We start from the raw sequence: 21623 nt of genomic DNA, 5'->3' as shown, positions 1-21623 counted from the left end.
AACAACAATGACGCAGCAAGATGGGAGGAAGAATGTCGATGCCGAGAAGCGCCGTCACGGGCGCCATCACGCTCATGACGGAATATGACGACGCCGGCGGCCAGGAAGTGCGTTCGCTGCGACTCGAACCGGCGGCGGACGGCAAGGCTGTACTGTTGATCGAAATCGACGAGCGCAAACCCGGCATTCATCGCGAAGTGCGTTATGAGATAACGCCAGCGGAATTGATTGCCGCCATACGGGCGCATGGCGCGGAATTACCGGGAGAACAACACAATCGTTAAAAGCGATTTAACAATGACGATTGGCAGCATACAATAGACATACGCGAGGTAATCGGCCGTTCGTCATGCGGGCACTGGCTGTGATGACCTTGCTTCTGGCGGATCGTGGCTCCTCAACGCGGCGTACCGTGCGCATCGAGGCGCGCGTCCGTCATTGCGATGCCCGGGTGGATGAATGTTCGCATTCGGGGCAAATGCCGGCAGTAATGGCAAGGTGCCCGGGCGCATTAATTGATATTGCGGTAATACACTAATTGACGCGAGGCACGCACTGCGCCACGCTTCAAGAAACACATCCAATCAAGTCATCGAGCCGCCTGCCGGTCCGCGCGGGATATCGGTTCGTCTTCTGATAATCAAAAAGCTGAATCAGGAAAGCCGTGGACGAAAGAAAGCGAGACAGCATCATTGCGTATTTGCGCAGCCGAATGGTCGAGTTCGGCATTTCGGAAAGAGCGTTGGCTGAATCATTGGCCGAAGTGCCTGCGGAGAATCCGCCGCCGCCCTCCTTCACCAAGACCAACGGACCTAATGGCGCGCCCAAGGTGAAGCGGCCGATGCCGCAACTGCCTTCCATGCCGCATGCGGCGGGCAGCGCCATGCCAATCTTCCGCAATGCATCCGGCGACACGTGGGACGGCCTCGGCGACATGCCCGAGTGGCTCAAGCGCGCGGTTCATGCGGGGCAGGACATCGAGTTCTATCGGGTTTGAGGCGGTTTGTTGCTGGAACGCCGGGTTGGCCTTTCGCAGGTCTCTGCCGTGTGACCCTTTGACCCTGCATGCCTGTGTGCCTGCCTCGCGCGGTCGTCATAGGAAATTCATCGGGAATAATCAAGCCAAAAAATTTTCGGCGATGCTGGTCCATCGTCGCTGAAAACGTTTATTGGTACATCTCGGAAAGGCGGCGCACGACAGCCGTACACCGAACTCACATCGCCCGATCCCGTCCTGCCGCCGTTACGCAACGAGCCTCACTCGACAAGGGGGCAACCATGAACGCACACCCACACCGCAAGGTTGCTTGCGGTGCGATGCGCATTGCCTGTTGCCTCGCGGCCCGTGGTCTGGCCGCGATCGGGTTGGCCTGATCGAACGGCGCGCCATGCTTCCCCGTCCCCATTCCGACACCCTGCCGAGCGTCGCACGGCGCCTGGAAGCGGGGCGCATGTTGATGGAAGGGGCGTCGGTGGAAACGGTTGCGGATGCGTTGCATCTGTCGATCCAGACGGTGCGGCGCTACAAGGCGCTCGTTGAAGAAGGCGGTCTTGATGCGCTCGGAAAAATGGCCGTGGGTGGACGGGCGTCGGCGCTGGATCGCGCGGCACTCGACTGGATCGCGGAGGCGTTGCAAGGACCGGCGCGCGCGCACGGTTTCGAGAGCGACGCGTGGACCAATGCGCGGTTGCGCGAGCTGATCGAGCGACGCTATGGGGTGCGCTACTCACGCGTCTATGTGTGGCAGATCGCGACCAATTTGGGGTTGGGGCATGCGTTGTCGAAGTCGCGGCGGTAAGGGGTCGATTCGTCGCTGGCCATACTGTCCTTGATAGTTCAGCAAGCCGATCGCCGAAGTAACGCCTACGCCGTCGATCAATCCTTCACTCACACCCTTCATCAGGATGATTGCCTTGGCTATGTTCATCGACAAGCTCAGGAATATTGGGTTGGTGAATGAAGCGAGCATGAGTGCCTGGGGTAGCCGGAAAGATCGTGACATTTCGGCTAAGAAATGCCCGGCATAACGAAGACTTTCTGGCGCTGCACATGAGCATCGGCCGCCTCAACGCGTCAAGTCGACGCGCAAACGATATTGAGATGATCGCGACAAAAGGTGATTTGGAATTCGCTCCTTTATGGAGGATTTCTAATGAGACGGCTCTTTTTCGCTTCTGCCTTGGCTATCGCAGGCAGTGGGTGCGCATAGCAAGAAACTTCTGAAAGCAGGCTGAGTTGCGATATCGCTGAACCCTACTACCCAACAGTCTCTTTGCAAAGAAGGGAGTCCGGCAGCGTGAAGCTAAAAGTCAAAGCGGATCGAGAAGGGAAAATCGCGAGCGTTGAAGTGCTCGAAAGCAGCAATCGCCCGTTACTGGACGCAGCCGCGATTTCGGCTATGAAACGCTCACGATGTACTCCGTACTATGCGGATGGGCAAGCCGTCGAAGTCGGGTTCACGGTTCCGTTCACTTTTTCTGTCAATTGAGAAGCGCCCCGGATTTTTGCCCGCGTACAAGCGTGCAGGCCGTCCCGCCGGGAGAAAATCCCAACGGCGTCCAGCGCCGGGAGTTACAAGCGCTCGGCGGCGATCCTCCATGGGCGCTAGCGGTCGGATACAAAAACAACTCTCTTATTGGGTTGTGTCATGCCGACTAAAACCTTAGGAGTGAGACCCACGGACGCAGCATCATGTCAATGTCGAGGAATCCAAGAAAAGCATGTTGACATCTACGAAAATTGTGTTCGTGAGTTTGACACGCTCGATCCGGTAGGCGAAGCAGCTTCGTCAACGCTTCCAGTATTGGCTCGGATGCCTGATGAAGTTCAAGCTGAAGGTGCTTTGGAGCACCACAGTTCGACAAGTGAGGGGGATTTTTCCACTGCGACTCTCGTTTCTATCTTGACAGGTATCACGTCCGTGATTACCGCGTCAGGGACAATTGCTACCAGTTTTCTCGCGTGGCGCAAGAGCGGGGTCGAGTCCATTCGGGCCTCCTTGGAAAATCAAAGACTTCAGATTGAAAATGAGAAATTGCGCCGTGCGGAGCAAGAAAATTCGAGGGCGCGAAAGAAACATGCCGCCGTCAAACGACGCGACTCCGACGAATAGCGCACATGCTCACAAGTTATCGCAAGCGTCCGACATCGAAGTCCCGGTCGCGAGATTCATGAATGCATGCACGTATTAGTTTCCATGCCTCTGAAGGCAGGAACGAAGCTGAAGGAAATCATAGGGTGTGATTTTCGGTTCGATTCGCCTGCGTGCACAACATGCAACGACAATCCCCCAAAAAAACGGGACGCCCGCAGGCGTCCCGCCATCTCTCAGGTCCAACACCCCTTTCTCCTACCGCCCTCAAAAATTGAAATTATCGATATTCGCCGCATCGAACGTCGTGGGCGGGCCAAGAATCACTTCTCCGCTCTTCCCGACCGTCCGCTTGCCCAGTTTCCCTGCCTCAAACGAATCCCCTTCCTTCCCGGTAATCGTCCCCGACGCCAGATTCGCCGCCGCGAACGCCGCCAGATACCCGAGTTGACCCGGATCCCACAACTGGAACGCCTTGACAGTCCCGTTCTTGACAAAAGCACGCATCTGATTCGGCGTGCCGAGTCCGGTCACGACCACCTTGCCCTTGGCCGGCGAACTCGAGATATAGCGCGCGGCAGCCGCAATCCCCACCGATGTCGGCGCCACAATGCCCTTCAGATTCGGATAAGCCTGCAACAGACCCTGCGTCTCGACGAACGACTTCTGATCGTCGTCGTTGCCGTACGCAATCTTCACGAGTTTCATCTTCGCGTACTCGGGCTTCTTCAACTCCTCCTGCATCCACTTGATCCACGTATTCTGATTCGTGGCATTCGGCGTCGCCGACAAAATGGCAAACTCGCCCTCGCCGCCAATCAGCTTGGACAACAACTGGATCTGCCCGCGCCCGATCGCCTCCGAATCCGCCTGATTGACGAAAATCTGCCTTCCGTCCGGCGCGGTATCCGAATCGAACGTAACGACCTTGATCCCCTGTGACATCGCCTTCTTCAAATACGGCACGACCGCATTCGCATCGTTGGCCGCGATGACGATCGCGTTCTGCCGCTGCGTGATCAGCGTATTGATATAACTCACCTGCGACGACGCCCCCGCATCCGACGGCCCCACGACCTTGCCATCGCCCTTCATCTCCTTGATGGCCGCCATGCCGCCGTCATCGGCGATGACCTCGTACGGATTGTTGATCTGCTTCGGCAGGAAGGCGATCTTCAGGCCGCTCTTGACCTCGGCGGCGGCGGCCGTCAGCGCGACCGTCACCGCAAGAACAGCCGCCGCCACGGCCGGGCCGCGCGGAAATCGAATGGGCTTCTTCATGTCGTAAAGTCTCCTGTCATTGCGCGCGGACAGCGGCGACGCCAATCCTTGCGCTGGTTATCGACGAGCACCGCCAGTCATTCAGTCACGCCCCGGATCATCAGGCGTTTCTCGCGCACGGCCCGCCAGCGTGCCACGAGATTCGGAATCAGCACCGACGAAAGCAGCAACGCCCCCGTCACGATGGTCAGCGTCTCGCTCGATACATCCGCGAGCGTCAGCGCATTGCGCAGTACGCCGATGATCACGAGCGACAGCAGCACGCCCACCATCGAGCCGCGTCCGCCGAAAATGCTCACGCCGCCGAACAGCACCGCCGCGATGACCGAGAGCTCGAAGCCCTCGCCGTTGTCGCCGCGTGCGCTCGTGAAGCGCAGCGTATAGACGATGCCCGCGAGCGCCGCCATCGCGCCCGACATCATGAAGAGCCTGAGCTTGGTCTTCGCCACGTCGATGCCCGAGAACTGCGCGGCCGTCGGATTCGCGCCGATCGCGAAGAGGCTGCGGCCGAACGGCGTCGCCTGCAACAGCACGGTAAAGATCACCGCGCCGGCGATCACGAGAATGAAGGGCATCGGCAGGAACGTGTCGCCGAGTGTATTGATGCCGAACGCCGTAAAAGCCGCCGGAAAATCCGCGATCGCCTGGTCGCCGAGCAGCACGTACGCCAGGCCGCGGAACAGCGCGAGCGTGCCGATCGTCACCGCCAGCGAAGGCAGGTTGAAGCGCACGATCACCAGGCCGTTCAGGAGCCCCGCCAGCGCGCCGAAGAGCAACACGAGCACGATGACCAACGGCATCGGCAGGCCCATGTGCCAGAGCACGCCCATCAGCGCGCTGGAGGCGCCGAGCACCGAAGCCACCGAAAGATCGATCTCCGCCGCGACGATGATGAGCGTCATCGGCAGCGCGATCAGCGCGATCTCGGTGAAGTCGGCGAGCATGTTCGACACGTTGGCCGCCGACAGGAACAGCGGCGACAGCACGCGCCCCGCCGCCAGCGACACCACCAGCACGATGGCGAGCATCGCTTCCCATTGCAGGTGCCGGCGACGGCTCGTCGAGAGTGCGGAGTCCGGTTTAGCCATGATCGCGTTTCCTCATCATGCGGCGCGCCACTGAACGCGCGAGCAAGGTATCGAGCGCGATCGCCGCGACGATCAGCGCACCCTGGATGGCCTGCTGCCAGAACGGCGACACGCGCAGCACCACCAGCGCGATGTTGATGACGCCGAGCACCAGCGCACCGAGCGTCGCGCCCGCGATGGTGCCGACACCGCCCGTGATCGCCACGCTGCCCACCACCGCCGCCGCCACCACCTGAAGCTCGATGCCCTTGGCGGTGCTGGCATCGACGGTGCCGAAGCGCGCAAGCCACAGCACGCCGGCCAGGCCCGCAATCGCGCCGGACAGCAGGAAGCCGATCATCACGCGCCGGTCCACGCGAATGCCGGCAAGCCGCGCCGCCTCGGGATTCGAGCCGATCGCGTAGTGCTCGCGCCCGCCGCGATACTGCTTCAGATACACCGACAACGCGATCAGCACCACGAGCGCAATCAGCACGAGGTTCGGCACGCCCAGCAGCGAACCGGTGGCGATCGCCGCGAATGCATCCGGCAGGCTGGTCGCGTTGATCTGGCCGCCGTGGACCCATGCGTAATCCGCGCCGCGCACGATGTACAGCGTCGAGAGCGTCGCCACCAGCGAGGGCACGCGGCCGAACGTGACGAGCACGCCGTTCACCGCGCCGATCGAGCCGCCAATACCGATGCCCGCAAGCAGCGCGACGATCACCGGCAGATGCGGGAACATGACGAACAGGCTGCCGACCGCATACGCGCTGACGCCGACGATCGACGCCACCGAGAGATCGATATGCCGCATCAGCATCACAATCGTCATGCCCGCCGTCAGGAGGCCGATGATCGAGACGTTCAGCAGCACGTCGCGCAGGTTCTGCAGGTTCAGGAAGTCGGGCTTGGCTGCCGCCGTCGCGCCGATCAGCACCAGCAGCACAATGAAGAGCGTCAGTTCGCGGCTCTTCGCGATGGAAACCGCGATACTGTCGCGCTTGGTTTCGGCCGGCGGCATCGCGGGCAGCGTCGGAGAGTGTCGGGTCATCATGCGGCGCGCCCCAGATTCTGCGGCGATGCACCCAGTGCGGCGCTCATCACCCGTTCCTCACTGGCATCCGCGCGGGCGATGTCCGCACTGATGCGCCCTTCGTGCATCACGAGCACGCGGTCCGCCATGCCGAGCACTTCCGGCAGTTCGCTCGATATCATCAGCACGGCCATGCCCTCCTTCACCAGTTCCGCCAGCGTGCGGTACACCTCGGCCTTCGCGCCGACATCGATGCCGCGCGTCGGTTCATCGATGATCAGCACCTTCGGATGCGTGGCCAGCCACTTGCCGAGCACGACTTTCTGCTGATTGCCGCCCGACAGCGTGCCGACCGGCGCATCGAGATCGCTTGCTTTCAGGCGCAGGCGCTTGCCCCAGTCGGCTGCCAGCGACGACTCGCTGCGTGCCGTAATCAGCCCATGCCGCATCAGGCGTCCGAGCACTGTCAGCGACGCATTGCGCGCAATGCTCAGTTCCAGCGCGAGCCCCTGCGCGCGACGGTCCTCCGGCACCAGCGCAAGGCCCGCGCGCACCGCCGCAGCGGGCTTGCCGAGCGCGAGCTTCTTGCCCGCGATCTTCACTTCGCCGCCATCCACCGGATCGACGCCGAAGATCGCCCGCGCCACTTCGCTGCGCCCCGCGCCGACCAGTCCCGCCAGCGCGACGATCTCGCCCGCGCGCACATCGAAGGAAATGTTCCGGAACACGCCCTGGCGCGTCAGATTGCGCACCGAGAGCCGCACGTCGCCGGGCGTGACATCGGCTTTCGGATAGAAGGTGTCGAGGTCGCGGCCTACCATGCGGCTGACGATCGCGTCGATGCTCATGTCCGGCGTCAGCGCGTCGCAGACCTTCATGCCGTCGCGCATGATCGTCATGCGCTGCGTCAACGCGAACACTTCGTCCAGACGATGCGTGATGAAAAGAATGGCCACGTCGCGCTCGCGCAGCGCGCGCACGATCGCAAACAGCCGCTCCACTTCCGGCAGCGAGAGCGCGGCGGTCGGCTCGTCCATGATGAGCACGTTCGCATCCAGCGAGAGCGCCTTGGCGATCTCCACCACCTGCTGATCCGCAATCGACAGCCCGCGCACCAGCCGCTGCGCCCGCAGGCTCACGCCGAGCGACGCGAGCAGCGCATCCACTTCGCGATGCATCTCGTCGTAGCGGATCCGGCCCAGGCGGTCGCGCGGCTGCCGGCCCATGTAGATGTTCTCTGCAATCGAGAGATCGGCGAACAGCGTCGGCTCCTGATAGATCACTGCAATGCCGGCATCGCGCGCCTCGGCCGGATTGGCGAAGCGGCGCGCGACGCCTTCGATGCGCAGTTCGCCCGCATCGGGCTGATAGACGCCCGCGAGCAGCTTGACGAGCGTCGACTTGCCCGCGCCGTTCTCGCCGAGCAGCGCATGCACTTCGCCGGGAAAGAGTTGCAGGCTGCCGTCGCCGAGCGCCCGCACGCGGCCGAACGACTTGCTTGCGTGCAGCAGTTCGAGACGTGGTGTCATGGTCATCGCGAAACCTCTCTAGATCCGGTAGATGCGCTCGGCATTGCGCACGAACAGCGCGTCCTTCTCGCTGTCGCTCGCCCCGCCGACGATCCGCGCATACGCGTTCCACAAGCCGGTATAACTGCCGAACAGCCGGTCCACCGGAAAGTTCGACGCGAACATCGCGCGCTCGCAGCCGAACACGTCGATGCATTCATGCACGTAGGGCCGCAGGCTTTCGAGGGTCCAGTCGTGATCGAACATCGCGAAGCCGCTCAGCTTCACCGCGACGTTCGGACACGCGGCCAGCAGGCGCATGCCGTCGCGCCATTCGCGATAGCCGCGCGTCGCATTGCGATCGACGAACATGCCCGCGTGATTGACGATGAACTGCGTATCGGCATGCTCGCGTGCAAGTTGCGCCGCTTCCGCCATCTGCGACGGATACAGTTGCAGGTCGAACGACATGCCGTAGCGACGCAGCAAGCCGAAGTGCTCGCGCCATTGCGGCTCGCGCATGTAGTGGCGGCCGACGTAGTCGTACAGCGGATCGTCATGCACGTTCAGGATCTGGCGGATGCCGCGCGTGTTGGCAAACGCGGCATGGGCTTCGAGCACGGCCGGCGCATCGTCCGCCGAAAGATCCGCGCCCGCGACGATGCCGTTCGGCATGCCGCGCCCTGCGCCATCCGCGATGCCCTGCAGCCAGCGCGTTTCCTCCACCGGATCGGCGGGATCGTGATTGGCGTCCACGTGCACGATTTTCAGCACCTGGATGTCTTCGGCATCGCTCAGCAGATCGCCGAGCAGATAGTCGTGCTTCAGCTTGCGCGCGTCGCCGACGAAGGAGGTCTGCGGATTCGCGAGCCAGGGGTAATGATGCGTGGACAGATCCCACAGATGGATATGCGGATCGACGACCTGCATGGTTGCGCTCCTCGCGAAAGCGGCCAGGGTTTCAGGGTAGATGGAAGACCGGCGTCAGCGGCACGCTCAGCGGCGCGTTATCGGCGTGCGTCTCCATCAGTTCGGCCATGCTGTCCCACCAGGTGCGCATGATGGGCAGCATCGGCAGCGCATCGACGGTGTGGTCTGCCGTGCGCGCGTAGATGGCGAAGAGATGTCCGGTCGATTCGTCGAGAAAGATGCGGTAATCGCGGATGCCCGCGGCGCGCAACGCTTCGGCCAGTTCCGGCCAGATCTCGCGGTGACGCCTTGTGTATTCCTCGCGCATGCCTGGTTTCAGGGTCATGCGAAATGCCACTGTCTCCATGGCGGACCGCCTTGTTCTGATTGAGTGTTTCCCTGTGTCCGGGACTCGTTGTGCTGCGACTATAATTCGCCGACCGATAACACGACAATCCGAATGCAGGATTGGCCGATCGCAAAACCGTATCGCTGCGCCCTATCATCGCGCGCTTTCACGCGGACTGTCGAATGAACGAGATTGCGTCCCACACTGTGTCGCCGAGCCCATCGCCCAGCATCTCGCCGAGCGCTCTGGTCAACCGCCTGAAGTTCAAGCATCTCGCGCTGCTCGTCGCACTCGACGATGCCCGCAACCTGCATCAGGCCGCCGAAGCCATCAACGTGGCGCAGCCGAGCGCAAGCCGCATGCTGGGCGATATCGAAGAGGCGTTCGGCTTCCTGCTGTTCGAGCGCAATGCGCGCGGCATGCAGCCGACGCCGCTCGGCATGGCGGCGCTGGCTTACGCGCGCCGCTCGCTTGCGGACCTCACGCGCTTCGCCGAAGACCTCGACGCCAAGCGCCGCGGCGGTCACGGCCAGTTGACGGTGGGCGCGATCATGGGTGCCGCGCCCGACGTGCTGGCCATGGCCGTCACCGAACTGAAAACTGAGCGGCCCTTGCTGAACGTGCGCATCCTCGGCGAAACCAGCGATCAGGTCGTGCAGTTGCTGCATCGCCGCGAAGTGGATCTCGCGCTTGGACGGCTGACCACGCCGCTGCAACACAATGACTTCGACTTCGAGCCGCTCGCCCGCGAGGCCATGCGACTCGTGGTGCGCGCGAGCCATCCGCTGGTCGGCAAGACCGCGCTCACGCTCGAACAACTGGTGGGCTGGCCATGGATCCTGCAACCGATCACGAGTCCCGCGCGCGCGCTCTTCGAAGACGAACTCGCGCGTGCGCGGCTCAGCTCGCCGGCGGACATCGTGGAATGCGCGTCGATCTTCGCGACGCTTCAATTGCTGCAAAACGGCGAGGCCGTCGCGATGCTGCCCGAGTCCGTCGTGCGCGACTATCTGCGCGCGCAGTTGCTGGTGGAACTGCCGATCGAGGTCGGCAAGAGCCTGTCGGGCTTCGGGCTGCTCCGCCGCCGTTTCGAAACCTTGAGCGAACCCGCCGAGTATTTCATCGCGCTGCTGCGCAAGTACTCGGCGTCGGCGCAGCACTGACGCACTGAAGCACTGAAGCACTGAAGCACTGAAGCACGTTATTGCAGGTTCACGAACAGCCCGCCATCGACCAGCAAGGACGCGCCCGTCACATAGCGCGCGCGCTCCGAGCCGAGGAACACCACGCATTGCGCGACATCGTCGGGTTCGCCCAGGCGGCCGAGCGGAATGCGCTTCTCCATATAGGCGCGCTTGTCCGGGTCGGCGAGATCCTCGGCGTTGAGATCCGTCGCTATGGTGCCCGGCATCACCGAATTGCAGCGGATGCCATACGGCCCGAGCGCAATCGCGCACGACTGCATCAGCGAATGCACGCCCGCCTTGGTCGGCGTGTAATGCGTCTGCATGCCGCCGCCGACGAGCGCGCTGATCGAACTCGTCGCGACGATCGCGCCGCCCGTGCCCTGCGTTTTCATCTGGTTCGCCACCGCCTGCGTCACATAGAACGCGCCGTTCAGGTTCACGGCGACCGTGGTTTCATAGACGGCGGGCGGCATGTCGAGGAACGCATGAAACGGGCAGATCCCGGCGTTGCTGGACAGCACATCGATGCGCCCGAACGCCTCCACCGTGCGCCGGACCAGTTCGGCGCCGGTATCGTGCTCGGCGACGTTGCCTTCCACTGCAATTGCGCGGCGTCCCAGCGCCTCGATCTCGCCGACGATCGATTCCACCGCCGACCCGCGGCCATAGGAACGATCGTTGTCGCCCCAGTAGTTGATGGCGACGTCCGCGCCTTCGCGGGCGCTGGCCAGCGCAATCGCCCGGCCGATGCCGCGCGATCCGCCCGTCACCACGACGACCTTGTTCTCAAGCAGCATGACGTCCTCGTCCTCGTCAGTGGGTATAAGGCCTTTCGAGCTTGCACTCGGGATTGAGCCGCACGCCGAAGCCCGGCGTCTCGGGCACCTTCATGCGGCCGTTCACCGGTACGGGTTCGTCGAGCAGGAGCGGCGTGAACATCGGCACCACCTGGTCGGCCTTGGGCGCCATCATCAGGAACTCGGCGAACGGCGAGTTGTGGCGCGTGACGACGAAGTGATAGCTATACACCGACGAACCATGCGGCACGACCAGCACGTTGTGCGCATCCGCGAGCGCCGAAATCTTGATGAGCTCGGTGATGCCGCCGCACCAGCCCACATCCGGCTGCACCAGGTCCGCGCAGCCCATCTCGAACAGCATGCGGAAGCCCCAGCGAGTCGCCTCGTGCTCGCCGGTCGACACCATCATGCCGCCGGGCACGCTGCGGCGCAGTTCGGCATAGCCCCAGTAGTCGTCCGGCGGCAGCGCTTCCTCGATCCACTTGAGACCATATTCCCGCGCCGCGTGCGCCAGCCGCTTCGCGTAGTTCACATCGAGGCTCATCCAGCAGTCGAACATCAGCCAGAAGTCGTCGCCCACTTTCGAGCGCATGTCGGCCAGCTTGGCGATATTCTTCGCGAGCCCTTCCTCGCCCTCCGCCGGACCATGCTGCAAGGGCATCTTGCCGCCGATGAAGCCCATCTGCTTCGCCAGATCAGGCCGCGCGCCGGTGGCGTAGAACTGGAGTTCGTCGCGCACCGGGCCGCCGAGCAGCTGGAACACCGGCTCCTTGCGCACTTTCGCGAGCAGGTCCCACAGCGCGAGATCGACGCCCGAAATCGCGTTCAGCACAATGCCCTTGCGTCCGTAATAGAGCGTCGCGTTGAACATCTGATCCCACATCTTCTCGATGTCGGTCACGCGCTGTCCTTCCAGAAAACGCGCCAGATGCTTCTCGACGATGAACGCGCCGATCTCGCCGCCCGTCGTCACCGCGAAGCCGACCGTGCCGTCGCTCGCCTCGATCTCCACCACCAGCGAGCCGAGCACGTTCAGGCCAAACGACTGGCGGCTCTTGCGGTATTCGGGATAGCGCGCCATCGGCGTGGCAATGTGATCGTCGATCCAGTGATCGGCGCCCTGATCGTGATAGTCGGCGCCGCCGCCGCGAACCGTGAAGGCGCGCACCTGGCGAATCGTAGGCATGGACATGGTCTGCTCCGTGTTGGGCTGGGTGTTCAGGAGGTTCAGGATGCACGGGCGTTGCCGGCGCGCGCATCGGCTAGCGGGAGGTCGCGGTGCGGGCGCACCATCACGACGATGATCAGCGCCGCCAGCACGCTCGCGCCGCCGAGCACCATGAGGCCGGTGCCGGTCGAGTGCAGGGCGGCGTCGGCGGCGGTGCGGGCCATCGGCGCGAAGAAGCCGCCAAGTCCGCCGAGCGAATTGATCAGCGCGATGCCGGCGGCGGCGGCCGCGCCGGTCAGATAACGCGTCGGAAAAGTCCAGAACAGCGGCTGCGCGGCGATGAAGCCGCTCGCGGCGCAGCACAGCGCGATGAGCGAAATGGCCGGATGCCCCGCCAGTCCCGACACGGCAATCGCGACGCCCGACATCAGCAGCAACGCGACGGCGCACAGGCGATGCCGCCCGGTGCGGTCGGCGTAGCGCGGCACGATCCACGTGACGACCACAGCGGCGAGCCAAGGCAGCGCCGTCACCAGTCCCACGCGCAATCCCACCTTCGTGCCGAGCAGCGCCGCCACTTGCTGCGGCAGATAGAACACGACGCCGTACACGGCCGCCTGGATCAGGAAGTAGACGCAGCACAGCACCAGCACGCGGGCATCGACGAGCGAAGCCAGCACGCTGCGCGGGCCATGCGAGGACGCGAAACGGGCATCGTCGGCGAGTCGCGCGACCAGCGTGGCGCGTTGCTCCGGCGTGAGCCAGCGGGCGCGGGCGGGATCGTCGTCTAGATACCAGAAAGCCCACACGCCGACGATCGACGCAAGCAGCCCTTCGACGAGAAACAGCCATTGCCAGCCGTTCAGGCCGGCCGCGCCGTGCAGGTCGAGCAGCAGGCCGGACAACGGCGCGCCGAAGATAAACGCGAGCGGCGCGCCGAAATAGAACACGCCGAGCGCGCGCGCCCGCGCCGATTGCGGAAACCAGCGCGTCAGGTAATAGACGATGCCCGGAAAGAAGCCCGCCTCCGCCACCCCGAGCAGGAAGCGCAACGTATAGAAGGTCGTCGCGTTGTGCACGAAGGCCATCGACGCCGAGACGAGACCCCACGTGACCATGATGCGGCACATCCACAGCCTGGCGCCGACGCGATGCAGCAGCAGGTTGCTCGGCACCTCGAAGATCGCGTAGCCGATGAAGAACACCCCCGCGCCGAAGGCAAACGCCGCATTCGACAGACCGGTGTCCTGCTGCAACGCCTTCTGCGCAAAGCCGATGTTGGCGCGGTCGAGAAACGCCAGCACGTACATCAGTAGCAGGAACGGCAGCAGCCGGCGCATCACGCGCGACGTGACGGCGCCTTCCGCGCGTGCGGAGTCATCCATGTCTCTCTCCAGAAGCGCCGCGCAGGGACGCGCGGCGGCCGTCCGCTTCAATAGGTGGCGCGTCCGCCCGACAGGTCGAACACCGCGCCCGTGCTGAACGCGCAGTCTTCGGAGGCGAGCCACAGGATCAGCGACGCGGCCTCGTGCGGCAGCAGGAAGCGGTTCATCGGGATTTTGGAGAGCATGTAGTCGATGTGCTGCTGCGACATCGAATCGAAGATTTCGGTCTTGGCAGCCGCGGGCGTGACCGCGTTGACGAGGATGTTCTTGCCGGCGAGTTCCTTGCCGAGCGACTTGGTCAGCCCGATCAGCCCCGCCTTCGACGCACTGTAGTGCGACGCGTTCGGATTGCCTTCCTTGCCGGCAATCGACGCAATGTTGACGATGCGTCCATAGCCGCTTTTCAGCATGTGCGGCACGACCGCACGGCAGGTCAGATACGGGCCGATCAGATTGACGTCGATCACGCGGCGCCATACGTCCGGCGCGAGTTCCCAGGTGCTGCCGTTGCCGCCGGTGATGCCCGCATTGTTGACCAGCACGTCGATCCGGCCGTGCGCGGCAAGTGTTTTCTTGACGGCGGCATCGACGGAGGCCTCGTCGGTGAGTTCGACGACCGCGTCGCTCACGCGGCGTCCGGGGTGTTGCGCCGTGAGGTCGGCGCTGGTGCGTTGCAGGCGTTCGCCGTCCGCGTCCCAAAGGGCGACGTCGGCGCCCGAGTCCAGCGCCCGTTCCGCAACCGCGAGGCCGATGCCCCGCGCACCGCCCGTGATGATCACCGTGCGTTCAGCCAGATCGATACGGTTCATGCGTGTCTCCTTTCGTTGTCTCGTTGGACTTATGGCCGGTTCATGCCGTGGAAAGCACTATAGTCCGGCGCCAATAGCGGAACAATTCGAAAGGGCGATCGTTCGATAGCAAAAGTGAATCGAACGGCGTGCGACGTTGAATTTCGGGGCAATCAGCCCGTGTGGCGCTGCTTTTCGCGTGGCCGCGAACCCCCGCCGACCTGCAAGAAGCGATTTTCCGCCAGGGAAGCGCTGTCCCGGAAAGTTCTGTCTGCGAAACGCGCGAATGCAAAAAGCGCGGCGACGCCCACGGGGCTGATCAACATGACGGCAAGCAACACGATTTCGACTCCAGTCTGACCTCGTTGAAGTGTAAATCGTCGTGTGACGTCAATTGTCGTGAAATTGGACAATACTCCGTTCAACCTGCGCGAATACTGCGGCTAATCGCTCCAGACTGTCAGCCGGGGAATTCTTCTTTCGAACGCTCAGGCACGCACGTTGCTCAAGTCAGCGGCCGTCGATTGAAACGCGCATGCCGCGCGCACGACGATCACTCATCTACAAGAAAGCATGTTCACACCGAAAGCCTGTACCGCCATCTGCGTTCTCGACGGCATGCCCGTCACGCTCACCTACTACCCAGACACCACCCTGCTGCGCATCACCGACGCCAACGGCCGCTGTGTGCGCGAAACGCGCTGGCCCGCGCCGTGGCGCACGCTGCTCGCGACGCTGCGCGAATTCAGCGGCGGCAATGGCGACCACGAACTGTCGTCCCTGCTCGACGAGATTCCCGTGGCCACCGCGCCCGCCCGGTCGCGCGTGGCGGCGATGGCCTGATCCCGGCACTGCTGCAAAACCGTATTGATTAACCCAGGCGGGACGCCGTCTCGCTCAACGCTGCAAGAAGAGGAAACAATGGCAACTGGTACTGTGAAGTGGTTCAACGACGCAAAGGGCTTTGGCTTCATCCAGCCGGACGACGGCACGCCCGACGTGTTCGCGCATTTCTCGGAAATCCGCGCCGACGGCTTCAAGTCGCTGCAAGAGAACCAGCGCGTGATGTTCGAAGTGCGCCAGGGACCGAAGGGCTTGCAGGCCGCCGAGATTCAGCCGCAGTAAGGCACGATCAGCGCGAGCGCGGCGCCGGGAGATTGCTGCCGGCGCGACTGCGCGCTTTGTCGGAAGAATTCTTTTCTTCAATTCAATCAACGCAGTACGAGGCATCTGCCGGCACCTTTTGAGTGCGTCGGGCCGCGCCCTTTACAATGTCCGTTCGACTGCGCCTGGCCGATCGTCGCGCCAGACTGTTCCCCTCCCGCAGTCCCACTTTTCACTCCGCTGGCGGTATGGTCACTGAAACGTCTTCTTCGGAATCACTCGCCGTCGCTGAACGCGTGCGCGAGCTCATGGGCCGTCATGGCATCGGCAAGCGGCAACAGACCGCTGAGTTGTGCCGCATTCTCGATCTGAGTTTTTCGCAAGGTCACCGCAAGCTGCGCGGCAACAGTCCGTGGACGCTCGCACAAATCCGCCGGGTCGCCGACGCTTTCGACGAACCGGCCCTCAAGCTGTTCGATTCGATCAACACCCGCCCCGACGAAACCGAAGGCACCGCGCACGACGCCGTCTTCAAGCTCGGCTCGGTGGAGATTCCCTGCATGGCGTGGGTCGGCAATGCGCTCGATCCGGGCAGCCGTCCGGATTTCATCGCGCAGAAACTCAATGGCCGCTGGATCGTCAGCAAGCACGAAGGCGTGTTGCTGCACGAAGCGAGCGACGTCCACAAGATCGAGATCCAGCCGCGCCGCCCGGACACGGACAAGCCGGTGATCGCCGTGGTCGATGACGACCACGCCTCCGCCGACAACCTGCACGACTATCTCGAAGCCACCGGCTTCACGGCGATGGCCTTCTATGGTCTCGACGCTTTCCTCGAAGCCTTGCAGTCGCAGGTTTTCGATGCCGTGGTGATCGACTGGCTGTTCGGCGTGCATACGTCGGCGGGCGCGATCCGCGCGGTGCGTGAATCGGACAATCCGGATGCGCCGATCTTCGTGCTCACCGGCGAACTGACCACGGGCAAGGCAAGCGAATCGGAGATCAGCCAGCTGATCCGCGACTACAACGCCACGTGCTTCGAAAAGCCCGCCCGGCTCGGCATTCTGGTCGCCGATCTCTCCAAGCGCCTGATGCGCAGCTAGGCGCGTTGCCGGCCCTCAGTTCACGCGCCGCCGTGCCATCACAGCGCGGTGGACGGCGCCCTTCAACACTTCGTAGCGCACCGGCTTCAGCAAATAGTCGAAGAACAGGATGGCCGCGCTCGGGTCCACCAGCTCGGGCGCGTATGCGCTCACCGCGATGATCGGCACGCTGGCGCCGGGCGCGATGCGCGCGCGGTATTCGTTGGCGAACGAGTAACCGTCCTTTCCGGGCATATGCAGGTCGGCCAGGATCACGTCGGCGTCGTTGGCCCGCAGCCAGGCGAGTGCGCTGTCCACCTCCGGCATGGCGACCGCGGAATAGCCCAGATGCGTGAGCATTTCGCTCAGCGATTCCCGGATCGACTCGTGGTCGTCGATGACCAGCACGCGCGACTTGCGCTGCGCCGGCGCCGCGGCGTCGAGCTCGGCGCGTGCGGGCAGATGATCCACCGACACGACCGGCAGGCTCACGCGAAACGCCGCGCCCTGGCCCACTTCGCTCGACACCGTGATCTTGCCGCCGAGCAGTTCCACCAGTCCGCGCACGATGGCGAGGCCCATGCCGGCGCCGTCGAAACGCCGCGTGCTCGATGAATCGAGCTGGGTGAATTCCTGGAAGATCAGCGGCAACTGCTCGCGCGGAATGCCCGGCCCCGTGTCGATGACGGAAATGTCGAGGCGCTTCTCGGTGCGCATGAAGTGCACCTCGACCGAACCCGTATCGGTGTACTTGATGGCGTTGGTGACGAGATTCGTGACGATCTGCCGCACGCGATGCGCGTCGGATTCGAGCGGGCCGCGCTCGCCCGCGAAGTCGCCGCGCAGCGCCAGCCCCTTGGCGGTCGCGGAGGACGCATTCGCATCGACGATCGATTCGAGCAGTTCGACCGGATCGAACGCCATGGTGCGCAGTTCCAGCTTGCCCGCGCCGAGCCGCGCGTAGTCGGTCAGGTCGCGCATTTGTGCTTCCAGATGACGCGCGCCGGATTCCAGCCGGTGCATGATCTTGCGATCCGCATCGCCGCGCGCGTTCAGCCCGAGCAGTTCCACCGACGACACGATGGCATGCAGCGGCGTGCGCAGTTCATGGCTCAGCATGCCGAGGAAGGTGTCCTTGGCGACGCCGGCTTCGCGGGCCGCGCGCGTCGCCTGGTGCTCGGCCGCGAGCGCCGTGCGTTGCTGTTCGATCAGGCGCGTGCGGCGGTAGCCGTTGAACAGCAGCAGCATGGTGGCCGCCGCCGACAGGATGCCGAGCAGAATGCCGCCAAGAATCAGATAGCGGCGCTTGGCGTCAAAATCGCGCACGATGTTTTCGCGCTCGGCCACATCCATCAGGCGCCGCCCGCTCGCCAGCTCCGCCACGACCGGCGCATTCTGGCGCAGCACGCCGACGATGCGCAGACTGTGTCTTCGCTCGGCATCGATGGCATCGACGTCGGCCTGGATGGAATCGAACGCGGTCTGCAATTGCCGCAGGATTTCGCGCTGCCGGTTGAACAGCGCTTCATGCCCGGCGGCGAGCCCCGGCGACGACGAAACCTGCAGCAGCCGCGCACGCAGCAGCCGATAGCTCGTGCGCACGGCGTCGGCATCTTCGTCGATGCCGTTGCGGTACAGCAGCACGTGATTCTCGAAGCGTTCGTAGGCGATCTGGAATTGCGCGGCATCCCAATACACGTCGTACGGAGCGACGAGCGTATGGGTTTCGCGCGCGAGCAGCCCCGAATAGAGCATGTAACCGACCGCGCCGATGGGCGGCGCGATGGCGAGCGCGACCAGCGCCGCGTACCACAGGCGTCGGAACCATGGACGCACGGCCGGGCCGCGCACGGAAGAGACGGAACTCGTCACGGGCAGCCGGCTGCTACAGCGCCTCGATGGCGCGTGCGGCGCGTTCGGAGGCCACGACGATCAGCTTCATGGTCGCGCGCGTGGCGCCGACGAAGATCTTGCGCGCGGCCTGTTCGTCGAGCGGGTCGAAGTCCACTTCGGTGAGGATCACGCACGGCGCGGACTGGCCCTTGAAGCGATAGATGGATTCGAGCAGGACGTCGCCTTCGCGATATTCCGGGTTGCCGAACAGGTCGTAGGTGCCGGTGAACGCACGCAGCCTGTGCGGACCGAGCTGCTCGACCGCCGTGAGCGCCGAGCCTTCACGGCCGCGGAACGACAGCACCGCGATGTCCTGCTTGCGGAAACCGAGCGAGAGCGCCTGCGTGATCGCACGCTTGGTGGCCTCGACGATCTCCTCGGTGTGACCGTTCTCGTAGGTGGCGATGCTGACGTCCGAACCGTCGAACGGACTGCCTGCGTCGAGCCGCACCTCGGGGCCGACGATCTTGCGAATGAAACCCAGGAGATCGCGCGGGCTGCGATAGTTGGTCGATTCGCGCAGGATGGTCCAGCCCGGCAAGGGCACCGGCTCGCGCAGATACAGGTTCTGCATCGGGTCTTCGAGCCACCACCATGCGCCGGCCGGGTTCAGCAGGCGTTCCAGCGCCTCGACCCAGGCCGCCTGGAAGTCCTGGCCTTCATCGACGATCAGCACGTCGGTCTTCCAGTGCTCCGGCACCGGCACGGCGGCGAAGCGCTCCTCGAGCGTGGCGAAGATATCGGGCTGGCTGAAGTCGGGCGGGCTGCCTGCATCGCGCGCCACCGCCGCGCTCAGTTGATGGTAATTCGCGACCTTCGCCTCTTTCGGCGCGATGGCGCGGATGTGATCGGCAAGCGGCCGGTTGAAGCAGACATAGAGCACGCTCTTGCCCTGCGCGAGCGCCTCGCGCATCACGCGCACCGCGAGCTGTGTCTTGCCCGCGCCGGCGGTCGCGATCACACGCAAGCGGAACGGTTCGAACTCGAGCCGCCGTGCCCAGGTGGCCAGCCCGCCCGAGAGCCGCGTGACGAGCGTATTGGCCGCGCCGACCAGCGCGTTGGTGTCGGGCGTGAGGGAGAGTTCGTCGGCGAGAAAGTGATGGATACGGGCCGCCGCCTCGAAGCGCGGTTCATCCGGCGGGAGGATCTCCAGCACGACGCGCGCGAGTTTGTCCTTGCGGCTGGCGTCGACGATCCGCGCAGGCGGCACGCCCGCAATGGCCGCGTCCTTGATCGTGTAATCCGGGCAGTACAGCAGTTCCTCGATCCGGTAGGTGCCCGCGCCGAACGCCGCCGTGAAGCGCCGATGCAGGTTTTCCAGCGTGCGCGCCAGCTGGATGGCGACGTTGCGTTCCTTCTGCAGATAGACCTTCACGAGGCCGGCATTGGTTTCGCGCAGGAAGCCGGCCTTCTGTTCGATCATCAGCACGCGTCCGGACGGCGCCACGACGACGAAATCCGCCTCGCCGAATACCGAGAAGCCTTCGTTGACGCGCGTCCAGTGCACGCCGTGATACACCGTGTACTCGTCCGGCAGCTTTTCGAGCCGCGTCAGGGTTTCGAGCTCGCGCGCGGCCGCGCCCGTTGCTTCGAGATTCTTCCAGTCGTCAGGAACGATTCGAGCCATGCTTGCCTTTGGGTTTGCGTCCAGCGATTGACTTTGTGCGGCTCATTGTACGCAAGAGGCCGGGCGTTCCGAACCTGGCCGGATGGCTAGTTTTGGTTAGCGTCGGCTAGCTCGCGTAGTCGTAACGCCCGCCGCGTTCCAGCGCGCGCTGGTACGCGGGCCGCGCATGGATCCGTTCGAGGAACGCGCGGATATGCGGCAACTGCTTGGCCCCCGCGCGCTGGCTGCCCGCTTCGAGCGGGAAGCTCATCTGCACGTCGGCGGCGCTGAAGCTATCGCCGGCAAACCAGGGCGATTTGGCGAGTTCGGCGTCGATGTAGCCGAAGTGCAGCCGCAATTGCGGATCGATGAAGCTGCTCTGCATCGTCTGCGCGATGCGCCGTGCAATCGGCCGCACGAAGAACGGCATCTTCGCGCTTTCAAGACGCCGCGCGACCAGCTTGAGCAGCAGCGGCGGCATGGCCGAGCCTTCGGCGTAGTGCATCCAGTAGGTGTAGCGCACGCGCTCGGGCGAAACGCCCGGCGGCGGCGAGAAGCGCCCTTCGCCGTAACGCTCGACCAGGTAGTCGATGATCGCGCCCGACTCCGCGAGCGTCAGGTCGCCGTCCGTCACGACCGGCGACTTGCCGAGCGGATGCACGGCGCGCAGCTCGGGCGGCGCGAGCATCGTGTGCGGATCGCGCTGGTAGCGCTTCAGTTCGTATTCGACGCCCAGTTCTTCCAGCATCCATAGGACGCGCTGCGAACGGGAGTTGTTGAGGTGGTGGACCGTCAGCATGAGTATTTGAGATTTATCGGCCTGAGAGCCTTCTAATAATTGAAGTGTCGCACAACGTGCCGGGCCCACTCCTAATATGGAAAAGCGCCCGTTCCTAATATTTTGGCGGCTTCGATGCGCACATCAGCATATACTGTACATCCATACAGTGTTTCGGGAGGTGGCTAAGAATGGCAGCGACGTCGATGTGGTGCCCGCTCTGCGCGCGGCGACTCGAGCGCGACGAGTTCCAGCCGGCGGTCGGCGACGTGCCGAACCGGTGGATGTGCGGCGACTGCGACTGCGTGGTCAACGAGTATGACGACGAGTATGAGCAGCCCGACTGGATCGACCCGCTACCGGTCGATGTGCAAGCGCACGACCTGTTATGAGAAAGGGCAGTGTTTCGCTCGGCGAGGTAGCAGCCCGCGCGAGTCACATCAACATCGCTTGTTCTCGTTGCGATCGCAAGGGGCGATACCGGCTCAGCAGATTGATCGCCGAGTACCGCGAGGACTTCGCTATGACAGATCTCGGGGCCGAGCGGGCCGTCTGTCCAAGGCGCACCGCCGCCGCGCAGCATGAGCGAT

At 63.8% G+C, this 21623-nt stretch carries 24 protein-coding genes; 10 read left to right on the top strand and 14 right to left on the bottom strand.

Annotated elements, in window-relative coordinates:
• The first annotated feature begins 38 nt into the window (after nt 1-38).
• Nucleotides 39-284 (top strand): hypothetical protein, encoded by a 246-nt coding sequence (locus QCE64_RS30270; protein WP_309819900.1) that lies wholly within the window; start codon nt 39-41, stop codon nt 282-284.
• Nucleotides 285-567: 283 nt separating this feature from the next.
• On the opposite strand, the gene QCE64_RS38015 is transcribed toward QCE64_RS30270, so the two are convergent.
• Nucleotides 568-885, bottom strand: coding sequence for a hypothetical protein (locus tag QCE64_RS38015; RefSeq protein WP_404987600.1), 318 nt, complete (start codon nt 883-885; stop codon nt 568-570).
• On the opposite strand from QCE64_RS38015, the gene QCE64_RS38010 reads away from it, so the two are divergent.
• The 3 genes from QCE64_RS38010 (at nt 884) to QCE64_RS38005 (ending at nt 2489) form a co-directional block, all read left to right on the top strand.
• A complete protein-coding gene (locus QCE64_RS38010) occupies nt 884-997 on the top strand; it encodes an H-NS family nucleoid-associated regulatory protein (protein WP_404985904.1) in 114 nt (37 codons plus the stop codon). The genes QCE64_RS38015 and QCE64_RS38010 overlap by 2 nt on opposite strands.
• 391 nt (nt 998-1388) lie before the next feature.
• Nucleotides 1389-1799, top strand: coding sequence for a helix-turn-helix domain-containing protein (locus QCE64_RS30260; protein WP_309926075.1), 411 nt, complete (start codon nt 1389-1391; stop codon nt 1797-1799).
• 432 nt (nt 1800-2231) lie between these two features.
• Nucleotides 2232-2489: an energy transducer TonB gene (locus QCE64_RS38005; RefSeq protein WP_404987796.1), complete on the top strand. Its 258-nt coding sequence runs from the start codon at nt 2232-2234 to the stop codon at nt 2487-2489.
• Nucleotides 2490-3359: 870 nt separating this feature from the next.
• Here the strand turns inward: QCE64_RS38005 and rhaS are convergent.
• The 6 genes from rhaS to QCE64_RS30230 form a co-directional block, all read right to left on the bottom strand.
• On the bottom strand, nt 3360-4373 hold the full coding sequence (gene rhaS / locus QCE64_RS30255; RefSeq protein WP_309819890.1) for a rhamnose ABC transporter substrate-binding protein: 1014 nt from the start codon (nt 4371-4373) through the stop codon (nt 3360-3362).
• 77 nt (nt 4374-4450) lie between these two features.
• Entirely contained in the window at nt 4451-5461 is a 1011-nt protein-coding gene (locus QCE64_RS30250) for an ABC transporter permease (RefSeq protein WP_310007851.1), read from the bottom strand.
• Complete coding sequence (locus tag QCE64_RS30245) at nt 5454-6494, bottom strand: ABC transporter permease (protein WP_404987794.1); 1041 nt, start codon at nt 6492-6494, stop codon at nt 5454-5456. Before QCE64_RS30245 ends, QCE64_RS30250 begins: the two co-directional genes overlap by 8 nt.
• Entirely contained in the window at nt 6494-8011 is a 1518-nt protein-coding gene (locus tag QCE64_RS30240) for a sugar ABC transporter ATP-binding protein (protein WP_310007849.1), read from the bottom strand. The genes QCE64_RS30245 and QCE64_RS30240 overlap by 1 nt, the downstream gene beginning before the upstream one ends.
• 12 nt (nt 8012-8023) lie before the next feature.
• Nucleotides 8024-8914 carry an amidohydrolase family protein gene (locus QCE64_RS30235; protein ID WP_309934632.1) on the bottom strand — a complete coding sequence of 297 codons (891 nt, stop codon included), beginning with the start codon at nt 8912-8914 and terminating at the stop codon, nt 8024-8026.
• Nucleotides 8915-8945: 31 nt separating this feature from the next.
• Nucleotides 8946-9260: an L-rhamnose mutarotase gene (locus QCE64_RS30230; RefSeq protein ID WP_309926070.1), complete on the bottom strand. Its 315-nt coding sequence runs from the start codon at nt 9258-9260 to the stop codon at nt 8946-8948.
• Between the two features lie 164 nt (nt 9261-9424).
• Between QCE64_RS30230 and QCE64_RS30225 the strand changes: the two genes are divergently transcribed.
• Nucleotides 9425-10405, top strand: a complete 981-nt coding sequence (locus tag QCE64_RS30225; RefSeq protein ID WP_309926068.1) for a LysR family transcriptional regulator — start codon at nt 9425-9427, stop codon at nt 10403-10405.
• A 38-nt stretch (nt 10406-10443) separates the two neighbouring features.
• Here QCE64_RS30225 and QCE64_RS30220 read toward each other — a convergent pair whose 3' ends face one another.
• The 4 genes from QCE64_RS30220 to QCE64_RS30205 are packed head-to-tail and all read right to left on the bottom strand — an operon-like array spanning nt 10444 to nt 14591.
• The gene (locus QCE64_RS30220; protein ID WP_309926065.1) at nt 10444-11226 is read right to left on the bottom strand and encodes an SDR family NAD(P)-dependent oxidoreductase; all 783 of its coding nucleotides are present in this window, start codon (nt 11224-11226) and stop codon (nt 10444-10446) included.
• Nucleotides 11227-11242: 16 nt separating this feature from the next.
• A complete protein-coding gene (rhmD, locus tag QCE64_RS30215; RefSeq protein WP_309819875.1) occupies nt 11243-12421 on the bottom strand; it encodes an L-rhamnonate dehydratase in 1179 nt (392 codons plus the stop codon).
• Nucleotides 12422-12456: 35 nt separating this feature from the next.
• Nucleotides 12457-13782: an MFS transporter gene (locus QCE64_RS30210; RefSeq protein ID WP_309926063.1), complete on the bottom strand. Its 1326-nt coding sequence runs from the start codon at nt 13780-13782 to the stop codon at nt 12457-12459.
• Nucleotides 13783-13829: 47 nt separating this feature from the next.
• Nucleotides 13830-14591 (bottom strand): SDR family NAD(P)-dependent oxidoreductase, encoded by a 762-nt coding sequence (locus QCE64_RS30205; RefSeq protein WP_309819871.1) that lies wholly within the window; start codon nt 14589-14591, stop codon nt 13830-13832.
• Between the two features lie 552 nt (nt 14592-15143).
• Here QCE64_RS30205 and QCE64_RS30200 point away from each other — a divergent pair.
• From QCE64_RS30200 to QCE64_RS30190, 3 genes are all read left to right on the top strand, one after another.
• Nucleotides 15144-15413, top strand: coding sequence for a hypothetical protein (locus QCE64_RS30200; RefSeq protein WP_310007847.1), 270 nt, complete (start codon nt 15144-15146; stop codon nt 15411-15413).
• Nucleotides 15414-15491: 78 nt separating this feature from the next.
• Nucleotides 15492-15695 carry a cold-shock protein gene (locus QCE64_RS30195; RefSeq protein WP_309837892.1) on the top strand — a complete coding sequence of 68 codons (204 nt, stop codon included), beginning with the start codon at nt 15492-15494 and terminating at the stop codon, nt 15693-15695.
• 227 nt (nt 15696-15922) lie between these two features.
• Complete coding sequence (locus QCE64_RS30190; protein WP_309926060.1) at nt 15923-16777, top strand: helix-turn-helix domain-containing protein; 855 nt, start codon at nt 15923-15925, stop codon at nt 16775-16777.
• 15 nt (nt 16778-16792) lie between these two features.
• Here the strand turns inward: QCE64_RS30190 and QCE64_RS30185 are convergent, their stop codons facing one another.
• The 3 genes from QCE64_RS30185 to QCE64_RS30175 all read right to left on the bottom strand — a co-directional run bounded on the left by QCE64_RS30185 (nt 16793) and on the right by QCE64_RS30175 (nt 21054).
• Nucleotides 16793-18628 carry an ATP-binding protein gene (locus tag QCE64_RS30185; RefSeq protein ID WP_309934626.1) on the bottom strand — a complete coding sequence of 612 codons (1836 nt, stop codon included), beginning with the start codon at nt 18626-18628 and terminating at the stop codon, nt 16793-16795.
• A gap of 13 nt (nt 18629-18641) precedes the next feature.
• On the bottom strand, nt 18642-20276 hold the full coding sequence (locus tag QCE64_RS30180; RefSeq protein WP_310007845.1) for an ATP-binding domain-containing protein: 1635 nt from the start codon (nt 20274-20276) through the stop codon (nt 18642-18644).
• A gap of 106 nt (nt 20277-20382) precedes the next feature.
• On the bottom strand, nt 20383-21054 hold the full coding sequence (locus QCE64_RS30175) for a glutathione S-transferase (protein WP_309926056.1): 672 nt from the start codon (nt 21052-21054) through the stop codon (nt 20383-20385).
• Between the two features lie 170 nt (nt 21055-21224).
• On the opposite strand from QCE64_RS30175, the gene QCE64_RS30170 reads away from it, so the two are divergent.
• Complete coding sequence (locus QCE64_RS30170; RefSeq protein WP_310007843.1) at nt 21225-21425, top strand: hypothetical protein; 201 nt, start codon at nt 21225-21227, stop codon at nt 21423-21425.
• On the top strand, nt 21422-21623 hold a 202-nt coding region (locus tag QCE64_RS30165; protein ID WP_310007841.1), incomplete at its 3' end, for a hypothetical protein. The genes QCE64_RS30170 and QCE64_RS30165, both read left to right, overlap by 4 nt.

Source organism: Caballeronia sp. LZ043, from assembly GCF_031451075.1.
Classification (GTDB): Bacteria; Pseudomonadota; Gammaproteobacteria; order Burkholderiales; family Burkholderiaceae; genus Caballeronia.
This window is presented reverse-complemented; position numbering and strand designations above follow the sequence as displayed.

Bases quoted from the DNA above. Each gene is read 5' to 3' on its own strand.
- QCE64_RS30270 (WP_309819900.1), top strand. From the start codon at position 39: ATGCCGAGAAGCGCCGTCACGGGCGCCATCACGCTCATGACGGAATAT.
- QCE64_RS38010 (WP_404985904.1), top strand. From the start codon at position 884: ATGCCAATCTTCCGCAATGCATCCGGCGACACGTGGGACGGCCTCGGC.
- QCE64_RS38015 (WP_404987600.1), bottom strand. From the start codon at position 885: ATGGCGCTGCCCGCCGCATGCGGCATGGAAGGCAGTTGCGGCATCGGC.
- QCE64_RS30260 (WP_309926075.1), top strand. From the start codon at position 1,389: ATGCTTCCCCGTCCCCATTCCGACACCCTGCCGAGCGTCGCACGGCGC.
- rhaS (WP_309819890.1), bottom strand. From the start codon at position 4,373: ATGAAGAAGCCCATTCGATTTCCGCGCGGCCCGGCCGTGGCGGCGGCT.
- QCE64_RS30250 (WP_310007851.1), bottom strand. From the start codon at position 5,461: ATGGCTAAACCGGACTCCGCACTCTCGACGAGCCGTCGCCGGCACCTG.
- QCE64_RS30245 (WP_404987794.1), bottom strand. From the start codon at position 6,494: ATGACCCGACACTCTCCGACGCTGCCCGCGATGCCGCCGGCCGAAACC.
- QCE64_RS30240 (WP_310007849.1), bottom strand. From the start codon at position 8,011: ATGACCATGACACCACGTCTCGAACTGCTGCACGCAAGCAAGTCGTTC.
- QCE64_RS30235 (WP_309934632.1), bottom strand. From the start codon at position 8,914: ATGCAGGTCGTCGATCCGCATATCCATCTGTGGGATCTGTCCACGCAT.
- QCE64_RS30230 (WP_309926070.1), bottom strand. From the start codon at position 9,260: ATGGAGACAGTGGCATTTCGCATGACCCTGAAACCAGGCATGCGCGAG.
- QCE64_RS30225 (WP_309926068.1), top strand. From the start codon at position 9,425: ATGAACGAGATTGCGTCCCACACTGTGTCGCCGAGCCCATCGCCCAGC.
- QCE64_RS30220 (WP_309926065.1), bottom strand. From the start codon at position 11,226: ATGCTGCTTGAGAACAAGGTCGTCGTGGTGACGGGCGGATCGCGCGGC.
- rhmD (WP_309819875.1), bottom strand. From the start codon at position 12,421: ATGTCCATGCCTACGATTCGCCAGGTGCGCGCCTTCACGGTTCGCGGC.
- QCE64_RS30210 (WP_309926063.1), bottom strand. From the start codon at position 13,782: ATGGATGACTCCGCACGCGCGGAAGGCGCCGTCACGTCGCGCGTGATG.
- QCE64_RS30205 (WP_309819871.1), bottom strand. From the start codon at position 14,591: ATGAACCGTATCGATCTGGCTGAACGCACGGTGATCATCACGGGCGGT.
- QCE64_RS30200 (WP_310007847.1), top strand. From the start codon at position 15,144: ATGTTCACACCGAAAGCCTGTACCGCCATCTGCGTTCTCGACGGCATG.
- QCE64_RS30195 (WP_309837892.1), top strand. From the start codon at position 15,492: ATGGCAACTGGTACTGTGAAGTGGTTCAACGACGCAAAGGGCTTTGGC.
- QCE64_RS30190 (WP_309926060.1), top strand. From the start codon at position 15,923: ATGGTCACTGAAACGTCTTCTTCGGAATCACTCGCCGTCGCTGAACGC.
- QCE64_RS30180 (WP_310007845.1), bottom strand. From the start codon at position 20,276: ATGGCTCGAATCGTTCCTGACGACTGGAAGAATCTCGAAGCAACGGGC.
- QCE64_RS30175 (WP_309926056.1), bottom strand. From the start codon at position 21,054: ATGCTGACGGTCCACCACCTCAACAACTCCCGTTCGCAGCGCGTCCTA.
- QCE64_RS30170 (WP_310007843.1), top strand. From the start codon at position 21,225: ATGGCAGCGACGTCGATGTGGTGCCCGCTCTGCGCGCGGCGACTCGAG.